9 protein-coding genes and 1 pseudogene are annotated in these 13,583 nt (G+C 41.7%); 5 read left to right on the top strand and 5 right to left on the bottom strand.

Going from position 1 to position 13,583, the window contains the following annotated elements:
• The 5 genes and pseudogenes from R2S57_RS29560 to R2S57_RS29580 all read left to right on the top strand — a co-directional run.
• A pseudogene (locus R2S57_RS29560) lies at positions 1-411 on the top strand (SusC/RagA family TonB-linked outer membrane protein); the annotation flags it as partial.
• 31 nt (positions 412-442) lie between these two features.
• Positions 443-2,371: a RagB/SusD family nutrient uptake outer membrane protein gene (locus tag R2S57_RS29565; protein WP_316848507.1), complete on the top strand. Its 1,929-nt coding sequence runs from the start codon at positions 443-445 to the stop codon at positions 2,369-2,371.
• A gap of 13 nt (positions 2,372-2,384) precedes the next feature.
• Positions 2,385-3,584, top strand: a complete 1,200-nt coding sequence (locus tag R2S57_RS29570) for a DUF5000 domain-containing lipoprotein (RefSeq protein WP_316848508.1) — start codon at positions 2,385-2,387, stop codon at positions 3,582-3,584.
• A 30-nt stretch (positions 3,585-3,614) separates the two neighbouring features.
• The gene (locus tag R2S57_RS29575) at positions 3,615-4,310 is read left to right on the top strand and encodes a DUF4998 domain-containing protein (protein ID WP_316848509.1); all 696 of its coding nucleotides are present in this window, start codon (positions 3,615-3,617) and stop codon (positions 4,308-4,310) included.
• A 316-nt stretch (positions 4,311-4,626) separates the two neighbouring features.
• On the top strand, positions 4,627-5,406 hold the full coding sequence (locus R2S57_RS29580; RefSeq protein WP_316848510.1) for a hypothetical protein: 780 nt from the start codon (positions 4,627-4,629) through the stop codon (positions 5,404-5,406).
• A gap of 122 nt (positions 5,407-5,528) precedes the next feature.
• Here R2S57_RS29580 and R2S57_RS29585 read toward each other — a convergent pair whose 3' ends face one another.
• The 5 genes from R2S57_RS29585 to R2S57_RS29605 all read right to left on the bottom strand — a co-directional run bounded on the left by R2S57_RS29585 (position 5,529) and on the right by R2S57_RS29605 (position 13,459).
• Positions 5,529-7,181, bottom strand: a complete 1,653-nt coding sequence (locus R2S57_RS29585) for a sodium:solute symporter family protein (RefSeq protein ID WP_316848511.1) — start codon at positions 7,179-7,181, stop codon at positions 5,529-5,531.
• A 59-nt stretch (positions 7,182-7,240) separates the two neighbouring features.
• Complete coding sequence (locus tag R2S57_RS29590; protein WP_316848512.1) at positions 7,241-8,119, bottom strand: SMP-30/gluconolactonase/LRE family protein; 879 nt, start codon at positions 8,117-8,119, stop codon at positions 7,241-7,243.
• 79 nt (positions 8,120-8,198) lie between these two features.
• Positions 8,199-8,990 (bottom strand): SDR family NAD(P)-dependent oxidoreductase, encoded by a 792-nt coding sequence (locus tag R2S57_RS29595; RefSeq protein WP_316848513.1) that lies wholly within the window; start codon positions 8,988-8,990, stop codon positions 8,199-8,201.
• A 20-nt stretch (positions 8,991-9,010) separates the two neighbouring features.
• Positions 9,011-10,177 (bottom strand): mandelate racemase/muconate lactonizing enzyme family protein, encoded by a 1,167-nt coding sequence (locus R2S57_RS29600; protein ID WP_316848514.1) that lies wholly within the window; start codon positions 10,175-10,177, stop codon positions 9,011-9,013.
• Between the two features lie 363 nt (positions 10,178-10,540).
• Positions 10,541-13,459 carry a glycoside hydrolase family 2 TIM barrel-domain containing protein gene (locus tag R2S57_RS29605; protein ID WP_316848515.1) on the bottom strand — a complete coding sequence of 973 codons (2,919 nt, stop codon included), beginning with the start codon at positions 13,457-13,459 and terminating at the stop codon, positions 10,541-10,543.
• Positions 13,460-13,583: the final 124 nt, after the last annotated feature.

Below are 13,583 nucleotides of genomic sequence, written 5' to 3' on the forward strand. Positions count from 1 at the left end.
CGTAACGCAGATACGCAAAACGTAGAAGGTATTGCGCCTTTCGTAACGATTGGCGGTACCCAGTCGGGCCTGCTCGATATTATTGCCCAGGACCATTGGAGCGAAGACAACAGAAATGCTTATGCGTTTTGGCCGAGGTTAAGCAGTGAAGTGATTGCCAATAATTCGGTAGCCTCATCATGGTGGTTAAGAAGAGGTGATTTTTTACGACTAAAGCAGGTTGAGCTGGGCTATAACTTTAGCGAAAGATTAGCCAAAAAAATCGGTTTAAATAGCGCCAGGTTTTACTTGAGTGGCTTAAACCTGTTTGCTGTTAGCAGTTTTAAACTGTGGGAAGTCGAAATGGCCGGTAATGGCTTAGGTTACCCTTTACAAAGGGTATATAACCTGGGTATAAAGGTTGGCATTTAACCAGATTAACAATTTTATTTGATAATGTAAAATGAAGACTCAAAAGAATAACATATATAAAACCACACCTGCCCTTATAGCCTGTATTATTTTACTGGTGATGGGTTGTAAAAAAGGCTTTTTGGATGTGGTGCCAGATAATTTACCCAAAATAGAGAATGCCTTTGCCCTACGTACCGAGGCAGAGAAATATCTCTTTACCTGTTATTCGTACCTACCGAACGATGGCAGCTCCTCATCAAATCCTGCGTTTTTGGGTGGAGATGAAATGTGTGTGCCGCTACCGAGCAGATCGAATGATTTTGGCTCCAATATACCACGTGGTAACCAAACGGTAGTTGCACCCTATTATAATTACTGGGATGGCGGCGCTTATGCACCATCAATGTTCCGGGCGATAAGGGATTGCAACGTTTTTTTGGAAAACATGCGCGATATGAGCAAGGTGCCTGATATTGGTTTAGATGAACGCAATAGATGGATTGCCGAAGGTGAATTCTTAAAGGCTTATTATCACTTTATCCTGTTACGTACCTATGGCCCAATCCCCACAATAGAACAAAATGCACCTGTAGATGGCCCTATAGAAAACACCAAGGTGAGGCGTATGCCAGTTGACAGTGTTGTCAATTTTATTGTAAAACATCTCGATATGGCCGTTACAAACCTGCCAGATGTAATTCAAAACACCAATAATGAATTGGGCAGGATAACCCGTCCAATTGCCCTGAGCATGAAAGCGCGTGTTTTGGTATTGGCAGCAAGTCCGTTATTTAACGGCAATACCGATTACAACACTTTTAAAGATAAACAAGGTGTATTGCTCGTAAATACAACTTACGATTCAAAAAAATGGGAAAGAGCAGCTTTAGCGTGTAAAGCAGCCATTACCTCATGCGAGGGCGTAGGCATACAATTGTACAAATTCCCTACTTCGATATTCAAGTTAAGTGATACTACGATTAAACAGATGAATCTGCGCAATGCAGTAAGTCAAAAATGGCAAAATTCTGAATTGATCTGGGGTAACCCCGCACTCGGCACCACCGACCTGCAATATGTTACTGTGGGCCACTTTGATGGCAGATATGGGGCAAGTAATGGTGCAATTGCTGATGTAGGCGTAACCTTAAAAACCGCTGATCTATTTTATACCACCAATGGTGTACCCACCAATGAAGATAAAACACTCAATTTTAGTAACAGATCAGAACTAAGGGCCGGCGTAAACAAAGAACGGTTTAACAATTTAGTAGGTTATACCTCATCGAGACTTAATTTCGACCGCGAAAACCGGTTTTATGCTACTTTAGGGTTTGATGGCGGAATCTGGTATCAGGAAGGAAGTTTAACCCGAAGCGATGAGGGAACATTTAGTTTGCAGGTGCGTTTAGGCGGAGCAGGTAATGGAACGCCACAACCGCCAACAGGTTATTACGCGAAAAAGCTGGTCAACTGGAAGTTTAACTGGGCTGCAAACAACTCTACCAGTACAGAGCGGTATCCATGGCCCATGTTCCGTTTAGCCGATCTTTACCTGTTATATGCCGAATCACTGAACGAATTATCAGGTCCAGGCAACATTGTTTACGATTATTTAAATAAGATCAGGGATCGTTCGGGTTTGCCAACTGTTCAAAAATCATGGACAGATTTTTCAAACAATCCAGGCAAATATCAAAGCAAAGAGGGTTTACGCAGCATCATCCGTCAGGAAAGGGGCATTGAGCTGGCGCTGGAAGGCAGCCGTTTCTGGGATTTAAGAAGATGGAAAACAGCAGGCACTGAACTTAACGGCAATGTACAGGGCTGGGATAAAGACCAGGCCGACCCAACGCTATATTACAGAATTATCACCCGTTATACACAACGTTTTGTGGCCCCAAGAGATTATCTGTGGCCAATTGCAGAAAGTAATTTATTGGTAAATGAAAACCTGGTTCAAAATCCGGGTTGGTAAAATTCTAGGTAAAATGAAAAGAAATTTAAAAACACTACAATTTTGCGCGATGTTGCTCATTGTAGCTTTTACAACCTTTGGCTGTAAAAATGATATCCTTAACGGTCCTATCGAAAACAGTAGTGAAAAACCAGGAACAGTAACGAATGTTACCGTACTGAATAAAAGCGGTGGAGCGCTACTCACCTATACCCTGCCCTCGAACGAAGGCCTGTCTTACATTAAAGCGGTATACGAAATACGCCCGGGTATCAAAAGAGAGGTGGTAAGTTCTTATTACACCAACCAATTACTTATTGATGGCTACAACTCTACAGATGAACAACAGATCACACTGTATGCTGTTACCAAAAGCGAAGTGATGTCTGATCCAATAACTGTAAAAATCAAACCCTTAAAATCAGCCATACAGCAGGTTTTTGAAAATCTGAATATTATTGCCGGTTTTGGAGGGCCAAATTTAAAATTCACCAACCCCGACCGTGCGGCTGTTATCATTGCCCCACTGATCAAGAGTGATAATGGTGTAATCAAAACGTTGGATAAAATTTATACCCAAACCTTAGCAGGTAATACTACGCTAAGGGGACAGGAATCGGTACCAACCAACTTTGGTTTTGTGGTAATGGATCGTTTTGGCAACCACACCGACACCTTATTTACCAAGCTCACGCCCTATAGTGAAGGATTATTGGAAAAATCAAAATTCTCTGCCTACAATTTACCGGGCGACGCAACAATGGCTTATGGGACATTTTTAAGTTACCTGTGGGATGGCAGTTATGCCACAGCAACATGGCCAAGGGCATTTACTTTAGAAGGTGTAACTACACCACAAACCATCACCATCGATTTAGGGGTAACCAGGGCATTGAGCAGGTTTTTATTCTTTCCAAGAACCGAATCAGGGAATAAATATTACGTAAGGGCCAATCTTAGGGACTTCGAAATCTGGGCAACAAACAATCCTCCTGCCGACGGCAGTTATAATGGCTGGACTAAACTGGCTACACAATCTGTTGTAAAGCCATCAGGCCTACCCTCGGGTAACGAAACTGCCGAAGATCTTGCCTCTGCCCTGGCTGGCTGGCCTACAGAGTTTGAGCCTGGTTTGCCTGCATTTAGGTATTTACGCATAAAATCTACCCGCAACTGGGAAAATACTTATGCCATTATGGGTACGCAGATAGAGGTTTATGGCAGCAAAAATTAAAATGATACATACGATTAACAACTTATAAAGATGAAATTAAATATATGGATGTCTTTCGCATTACTTGGCCTTTTGGCTTTTAGTGCCTGTTCAAAAATAGACGATTACAGAGGGGAATTTCAGGGAGATAAAGAAATATCCTACCCAGGTATACTGGATTCTGCAAAAGTTTTGGCAGGAAACAAACGCGTAATGGTATATGGCCTGTTTACCTCAGACCCTAAAATTGTAAAATACCAGGTATTCTGGAATGGCAAACAAAACATGGTCGAAAAAACAATTGTTCGTACCAGTGGTATAGATGAGGTAAAATTAATCATCGATAACCTGACCGAAGGAGGGATTAACTTCGAAATCAGGACTTTCGACAATAATGGAAACATGTCGATACCTATCTACATCAATGGTACTGTATTTGGCGAGAATTATGCTTCATCAATTGTAAACAGGGTGTTTAATCCGGCAACTACTAAATACGATGCGACAAGTAAGATTTTAACAATAGATTGGCAGGGGATTGATCCGACTGCAATTTTTACTACCGTAGAATATACAGATATAAACGGCCAGCCTAAATCGTTACAGGTGACAGACCCTTCATCGGTATTAACGAGGATAAATGACTATAAAACGGGAACGGATGTTTTTTATCAAACTACTTACAAGCCCCAAAAAGACGCCATTGATACTTTTATTGTGCCTAAAAAGGATACTTTTAAACGTTAAACTTTATCGCTCTCCATCCGAAGCCCATGGTTATTTTTACCTTGGGCTTTTTTATTTAAGCCGCAGTACCAAAAATAAAAAACCTGTGTTTAAGCCTGCCTGATTTATTTTAGCGGGCCATCATCTCATGATTAAACTAACCCTAAATCCGCAGCAAGTCCGCGTATAATCCGCGTTTTACATCAAAAATGCGGACTATATATGGTTTTTAATCAGATTTGTAGTAAATTAGCGTACTACAATGTATTAACCATAATACTTTCAGGTATTAGCGTAAAGCATTTTGGCAATATTTGATCATCATAAATTGTTAGTTATGGCCATATTGGATGGAAAGAGCTTACGTGGTTCTATTGGAAATTTATCGTTTAGCAAACAGGGCAACATTAATGTTGTAAGATCGAAACCGGGAAGGGGAAATGTAAAACAAACGGAAGCAACTAAAAAAAGCGCCTCTGTTTTTGGCAATTATATCAGTCCCCTCTCCAAATACATCCGAATGTCTTTTCATCTTTTAACAGGTTTTTACGATGGAAGGATGGTTAACCGGATGAATTCGGATATTTCTACAATCCTGTACCAATCCATTACCCCAGAGGGAACCTTTAAACTGGCCAAACAAAGTTTTGACCGTTTAACCGGATTCAACTTTAATCTGGCTTCGGTGTTAAACAAAAGTGTATTGATGATGCCCGAAACAACATTTACTGCAGATGAAGTGAAGGTCCGCATTCCAGAATTTGCAGTTCCAAAAGACCTGCGTTTCCCACCTAAGGCCAATACCTGTACAATTGAAATGCAAGTGGTTCAATTTAACCTGGAAAAAGGGCTTTGGATGGTTTATCCCTTAGAAAGTGTAGTGCTTAAAAAAGGAGCACTGAGCGATAGCCAGACTCTTAGCTTTCCTTTACCAAAAGGCACGTTATGTTTAGTGGCTATAGGTGCCGTATTTCACGACCCATATAAAATGGTATTAAACAGCAAAACTTTTAATCCCATGGCCATTGTTGCCTCAGCCTTTAACCCAGGGATTGCTTTAGAAGAAGAAGTAAAAAACTGGCTCTACATGTCGGTTAAAATGAAACCAGAGGTTTAAAACAATATCCATTTTTTATAACATCAACCGGTTAGTCGCTTTGCCTTCCGGTTGATGTTATTCACTTCCACAGTGAATTTAAGTTGTTCATTTGCCTCAACAGGCAAGCCACCATATTTATTTTAGAAAAACAGGATATTGAAAAATATCGTAATCATCAGCACGATAAGTCCTAAATACAGTGGATTGGTGTACCAGGTTTTGCTTTTTAAATCCTGTTTAGGGGTTAAGCTATATACCAGGCCTACTAATTCTTTTTCATCCTTTGCTTTGGTAAATAAACTAATTACGATCGTAAACAGCAAACATACCGTAAAGGAGATGGAAGCAATGGTAAAAGCCTGCCCTGTTGCCGAGTAAAAATCGAATGCATGTACCAACCAGCCGCCTTTGCCTTCGGCCACCGATAAACCATGTGTGATTGCCGCAGCGCTTGTACCTAAAAGCAATCCCCAAAAAGCGCCATGGCCAGTGGTGCGTTTCCAGAACATGCCCAAAAAGAAAGTGGCGAATAAGGGTGCATTAACAAAACTGAACACCAGTTGCAATAAGTCCATAATGCTGTTAAAGCCGCGGGCCACATAGGCAGTAGCAATGGAAATTAATATCCCGGCAATGGTGGTGGCCTTTCCTACCATTAAATAATGTAGATCAGAAGCTTTTTTCTTGATATGGGTTTGGTAAATATCGTAAGTAAACACCGTATTAAAGGCTGTAACATTACCTGCCATACCACTCATAAAAGAAGCAATTAATGCTGTTATGCCTAAACCAAGCAAACCGCTAGGATACAATTTCTGCAACAATAAAGGCAGTACCATATTGTAATCTTTATCGCCATTTACATTAACAGGCAATTCGAAACCCGAATACTGACCTTGTAAAGCCAATAGAATAATACCGGGAAGAATTACAATGGCAGGCATCAAAATTTTAGGGAAAGCCGCCAGTACAGGAGTACGCTGTGCTTCATTTAAGTTTCGGGTAGCCATTGCACGCTGTACCACTAAAAAATCGGTACACCAATAGCCAAATGCCAAAACAAAGCCCAATCCAAAAACCATACTGAAGGCATCAATGCCCATGGGGTTGTTCGCCGGACTGCCTAAGCCCTTCCAAACATGCAGTTTGGCATCATCTACATGTTGTATAATTCCGGCTATCCCACCAGCTTTATCTAATCCAATATACACCAAGGGTGCTATCCCGATAATGATCAGAAAAAACTGCAAAACCTCGTTATAAATGGCACCGGTTAAACCTCCGGAGAAGGTATACACCAATACGACACCTGCCGCCAGCCAAATCGAAAGATCGAAATCCCATCCCAAAATCACTTTCATCAGCATGGCCAGTGCGTATAACGATACTCCGGATGAAAAAACAGTCATTGCGGCAAAAGTAAGCGCATTGAAGGTCCTGGTTTTCTCGTCGAAACGCAATTTCAAATATTCGGGTACACTGCGTGCTTTACTGCCATAGTAAAAGGGCATCATGTATACCCCTAAAAAGATCATGGCCAAAGCAGCTCCCAGCCAATAAAAATGCATGGTATACAAACCATACTTTGCGCCGTTGGCAGCCATTCCCAAAACCTCCTGTGCACCTAAATTGGCGGAGATAAAGGCCAAACAGGTAATCCAAAGCGGTATATTGTGCGAACTTAATAAAAAGTCGTTCCCTGTTTTTATTTTCTTTTTGAGCACTAAACCAATGCCCATTACAATTGCAAAATAGAGGGCAATAATCAGATAATCTATAAGCTCCAGTTTCATATTAAAAGATTGTTATTTGGTTAGTGTAATTTACTTGAGGGGCATAAGCATCAAAGCAATCACGATATTGTTTTATAGGCAGCCGTTGGCAGGCCGGTTACCTTTAATTTGATCATAAACAAGGAACCACTGTGCGGATATTGTTTTAGTTCATCTTCGCTTAAGCCATCTTTTGCCGTGGTAATCAACATTTGGTTCATTAACTTACCCCCAAAGGCACAACTGGTTACATGGGGTGCATTAACTACAATTTTATCGATACAAATTCCATTGGCCGGATTATACCGGTTTACACAGGCTCCGCCCCACATGGCTACCCAAAGCATCCCCTCGCTATCGATACACATGCCATCGGCAACCACGTTCGGTTCGGTGATTTCTACCACAACCCTTTCATTACTCATTTTCCCTGTCGACAAGTCGAAATCAAAAGCTTTAATGTGGTACAAAAAACTATCGATGTAATATAAGGTGCGGTTATCTGGCGACCAGCAAATGCCGTTAGATACACTTGTACCTGTAATTTTTTTCACCAATTTCCCATCATAACAGTAGAGGTTACCCGCGTGGTGTTTGGCATCAACATGCATGGTACCCACCCAAAGTCTGCCCAAAGCATCGCAGGCCCCATCATTACTCCGGTTTTCGGCGTCCTCTTTAAATTTAGCCAGTGTTACTGTTTTACCTGTTTCCAGGTCCAATAACACAATTTTGCCTTGCAAAGCCACCAGCAGTTTATTGTTTTCGGCAGGCGCCAACATACCAGGCATAGCCGGTAATTTTCGGGTTTCTACTTTTCCATTTACCGGATCACAGGTACCAAGCAGCTTACCTTTGATATCAATGAACAAGAATTTTTGCCATTCAGCATGCCAACGGGCACCTTCGCCTAAAATTAAATCTGCCTTATAAAGCACATCAGGCTTCCAAATATTCATCTATAGTTTAAAATTTGCTGTAAACCCAATTCTCTTTTTTATTTCATGCCCTCAAATTCCCTGTCTCAATTCTCACATCTCAAATGACATCCTGCATCAAAGCACTTCGTCCCCCATCTATTAAATAGGTCACACCCGATGCAAAAGCAGCGTATTCGCTCGATAAAAAGACACACCAGCCCCCAATCTCTTCTACGGTGCCTAGTTTTTTTACGGGATGCAGGTTGATGGTCCGTTGCCTTTCTTCATCAGCCTGTTCAAAAGAATCGAACCACTGCTGGTTTCCGGGGGTATCGATAAAACCTGGCGCAATGCCAACCGTTCTGATATCGGGCCCCCATTCTATAGCCAGGCTTCGAACTAAACCCGTTAAGGCCGTTTTGGCAATATTATATGGTGCGCAACCGGGAATGGTAGCAAAAGCGTGGTTAGAGCCCATTATTATGATGATTCCTTTATTTGCCGACAATAACGATTTGCAGTGTCTGGCCAATCTCCAATGCGCAGACAGGTTTAAATCCAAATTAAACTGCCAATCCTTTTCACTACAATCTTCCGTACCCTTAAATACATTCTGGCCGGCATTCGAAACTAAAATATCCAGCCGTCCGTAACCACTGGTAATGTCGGCAATCAGCGATTCAATATTTTCAGCTGAGGTCATATCGGTTTTGAAATAGTCGGTTTCTATGTCAAAAGACTTCATTTCTGCCAAAAAATACTGAGCTACCTCACTTATTTCACTGTGTTCGGCACATCCGATTACGGTACAACCTGCTTTGGCCATCATTTTGGCAATCCCCAATCCAATACCCGAAGTAACACCGGTTATCAAAACAATCTTTCCTTTTAAATCTATTGTTAATGCCATGCTCTTTTTTGCCTTTTATGCTACACGTAAAATCCTGCTCTTGGAATTAAAACACCCGGGTGTTTTTCCATTTCTTCTTCAATTAAATCGACGCCCAAACCTGGCCTATCACTGAGTTTAAGGTGCCCGTTCTGTACCATATCTGCAATGGGATGCGAAATTACTTCATCACGCCAGGGCACATCGTTAAACATAAATTCCTGTCTGAAAAAGTTCGGTACCGAAGCACAAACCTGTGCCGAAGCCAGCGTAGAGAGCGGTCCGTTAGGGTTATGTGGTGCCAGGAGTACATTGTAAGCTTCCATCATGGTGGCCATTCTTTTCATCTCTGATGGCCCGCCGCAACGGGTAATATCAGGCATCATAATGTCGCAAATGTGTTTCTCCAATACATCGCGGATACCATGACGCGTATAATGGCGCTCACCTACACAGATCGAAACATTTGATGGAATACGGTCTCTCATTGCCTTTAAGGTATTGGCATTCTCTGGCCCTGCAGGTTCTTCATACCAGGTAATGTTCAGTTCAGAAAGCCGTTGTGCCATGGTTACGGCCACGCGATAATTTAACATGGCGTGGGTTTCAATCATGATGTCAAACTCCGGACCTACGGCATCACGCACGGCTTTACTTACATTAAATGCCAGGTCTTGCTGAGGAGCTGTAAGCTGTAGGTTTGAGGATAAATCTTCGCCGTACAAATAATTGGTATGTGCAAAGGGATCGAATTTAAGACCTGTAAAACCTGCTTCTTTAACCTTTTTTGCCTGAGCAGCATAATCTTCGGTATTGTGCCCCCCACCTGTAAACCAATAGTTGGCATAAAGCAGAATGTCTGTTCTAAAAGCCCCGCCTAAAAGCTCGTAACAGGGCACCCCCAATACCTTCGCCTTTAAATCGAGTAGCGCCATATCGATACCACTAATGGCACACATACTGGCGCCAAAAGGCCCCATCCAGTTTAAATCGCGGTAAAGCTTGGTCCATATAAAATCCGTTTTCATGGGGTCGAGCCCGATAATGCGCTGACCAACATGTTTGGTGGCTTCAAAAACAATCGGACTGCCCGGCCAGTTTGTTGCCTCACCTACTCCGGTATGCCCGGTATCGGTATATATTTTTAATAAGGTCCAGTTGTATTTTACGCCTTCAACCAGCCATACTTTTACATCTGTTATTTTCATTTTGTTGTTTTTTTATTTTATCAGATTGATGTTATGGTCAACCTTTAGTTTTATTATTCAATACCATTAATTTTTTGCCAATCGGATTTTACTAAAACCTCCGACAGGCTCAGGATGACAAAACAATCGGTCGTCATCTCGATCCGATAGCTATCGGATGAAGTGCAACGGAATGCCTGCCCATACAGGCGGGGAGAGATCTTTAGATTATGTTTAAAAGATTTCTCCACTGCGGTCGAAATGACGATTCATCGCAACTGTCACTAAACTATTCCCTGGCTGGTGACCCACCAGCCCGTTTAATTAATTACCTTATGAGGTTGGTGCGCCACCAACCTGGGGATTCTTTCAATGAATAGTCATTTACTGCAACCTAAAATTTACAGATCCCTTTAGTGTTTTCCCTTTAATATTGATCCTTCCATCGGTAAATGGTGAACCGTAAAATGGTTCGGAGCCATTGTTCCAATAATCGGCTACCAATAGTTGTATTTTTTCATCCTGCAGCCAGCTCCGCGAAGCCTGTTTACCATTGGATTGAATAACGATACCCTTATTTCCATCACTCAATTGTGCCTGTAGTATATGCTGTTTGGTTGATCTAAAATCGTTCGATCCCATTTCATTGGCATCATCCTTCCACAACCTGGCGCCTGGTTTGCCAAATTCTTCCACACCAGGCAACCATTTGGCATTTAATTTAGCAGTTCCCTTATCGCGGGCAATGTCTTCTGCTGCATAAACGGTAAATTCGCCTTTGCGTTTCCAGCTCAAGGTTTCAAAAGTTTTCGGCAGCTGGAAAATCATTCCGTATTGATAAGGTTTTTCCAAGGTGGTTTTCACTTCATAAGCTACCCTGGTATTGCCATCGGCCGAAAATGTATAGGTTAAATTGCCCTCTCCATTGGTGTAAGTTGCTTTGATGTTGAAAGTAATTGAATCAGCTGTTTGGCCCACTTTAATTTCATTGGCGAAAATGGTATACAATGGATAATTTTTGATGGGATAAATGTTATTCTGATACGTTTCGCCAGCTACATTGGGTTTACCCCCATCCTCACTGTTCATGGGCACCACACTAAACACCGGGCCTTGTTCTAAAACCTTTTCACCATTGTTTGTTGCGCCGGTTATTACACCTGTAATTTTGTTAATGGTATAGTTTACCGCTCCCTGAACCACAAAATAAGCCATTTCATTTTCAGTAAACGAAAGTGCAACCTTGTTGGTGTTAATCTTTTCTTCAACTGGTTTTAGAACCATAAGCTCTTCATTTACCACATTACCAGATGGATCTTTAAATGAAATATAAACTTCTTTTGTGGTCTCTTTTACAGACACCAGCAAAACACCTTCGCCATGTGCTTTAATGGCCGATGTTAAGCGGATGGGCACACCATCAACCTTAACATTGATTTCTACCTCTTTTAATGAAATAAAATCGTGACGGTTTTCTATTTCCAGTACCAATTTACCATTTTTTACGCTCGGCTGAAACACGTTTTTGATCACTACAGGAGCATATGCCTTTTTCATGCCCCAATATTCGGGTTTTAGCCTGCGCCAGGCATCAATTGGCCCCCACGGACCGTAACCAACAATATTGCCATCCGGCAAATGAAAGGTATCATCAATACCACTCCAGATGGCGCCGCCTAAATTACCTTTGTGTACATACATGCTATCGTACATTTTCACCAAAACGGGACCATAACTCGCTCTCACACCCGGATCGGTTATTAATTCGCGACGGTTATAGGTGCTGAGATGTGCGTATTCGCCAAATAAGGTAGGTCTTTTCATGGTGTCGGTAGCAGCCGGTCCATTAATACCCGGGTAATGGTAATTGGCGATATCAACTTTGTTGCCTCCGTTGTTAAAACCTCCCCAGCATTGGTCGTGAAAAGAGATAGGCCGTGTGGGATCTAATTTTTTAGCTTCGCGGTATACTTTATCCCATAACGGGCTCCAATAACTTTCGTTCCCTAAACTCCAGATAATTACCGATGCATGATTTTTACCCGCCTGCATTTTTTCGATGTTGGCCGCCAGCATATAAGGATAAAATTTCTCGTCTTTATAATTCCATAACTTCCAGATCGGCGAAGCGCCATGCTGTATCCAGGTTAACGAACTTTCGTTTTCTACAAATAAACCAATACTATCGGCTATGGCCAAAAAACGTTCGCTAGGTGGGTAATGCGAGGTACGGATGTAATTGCAATTGCCCTGTTTAAATAATTCGGCATCCTTTAATTCCAGATTATCGCTAATGCTGCGACCAGTTAAAGGATGAACTGAATGGCGGTTCACCCCTCTTAATTTAATGGGCATTCCGTTTACAAAAACCTGGTTAGCCTTTACCTCAACTTGCCTGAAACCAATCTTCTGTGTGCTGGTTTGGGTGACTTTACCATCCATGATCAGACTCGTTGTTAAGGTATATAGATAGGGTTTGTCTGTATTCCATTTTATAGCATTTTTAACCGGAATATCAGTATTTAATACAGCAGATTTCTGACCAGATACTGCAGGTATAGGTGTTTTAACCACAGTAACACTTTTACCAGTTGCATCTGTTAAAGTATAAAGAATTTGCCCCGCTGCTGCATTTTGCCCCTGATTATTCACCAATGCTTTAAGGTTTAAAGTGGCATTGCTGTATGTTTTATCCAATGTAGTAACTACTGTTAAATCGGCCAGGTTAACCTCTGGTAAGGCAAACAAGGTTACATTACGCAAAATGCCTCCTACAGTATGTACCGCATATTGCGAGGTACAGGCCAAAATATCACTAATGGTATTTGCCTGTACTTCTACTTCCAGTACATTGTTCCCGGTTTTAAGTACATCGGTAATGTCAATTTCGAATGGAACAAAACTACCTTCATGCTCCGCCAGTTTTTTGCCATTAACCTTAACAAGTGCATGCGAGCTTACCCCATCAAAACGCAATTTGATGCGGTTGCCTGTCCAGGCGTTTGGGATGCTAAATTCTCGGCTATAAATGGCAGTTTCGCCAGTATTCACGGTATAACCTTGCATTACCCATTCGCCAGGTACTTTAATGTTCCCCTTTTTGTTGCTTTGTGCAAATTTCCAGTCGCCGTTTAAAGAAATAGCCGGTTTATTGCTATTTGGTAAGGATGACGGAATTGGAGAAAGTGTAGCGGCTATGCCACTATTTTGTGCCAATAGCTGTAACGCAGTAGTGCTTATCAAAGCAAGAGTGAGTAAAATTTTGCACCTTATGTTATAACTGTAAATTTTATTTAGGGTCATGATTATATTATAAAATCCAATTTGTTCATCCTCTTCATCAGTCCTAATGGTCCTCGTTTGTAACGAGGATCCATGAGATTGGCGATTCTATCGCCTAAAACATCTATCACACATTAAAAATGTG

The sequence above is a fragment of the Pedobacter psychrodurus genome, assembly GCF_032678585.1.
Lineage (GTDB): Bacteria > Bacteroidota > Bacteroidia > Sphingobacteriales > Sphingobacteriaceae > Pedobacter > Pedobacter psychrodurus_A.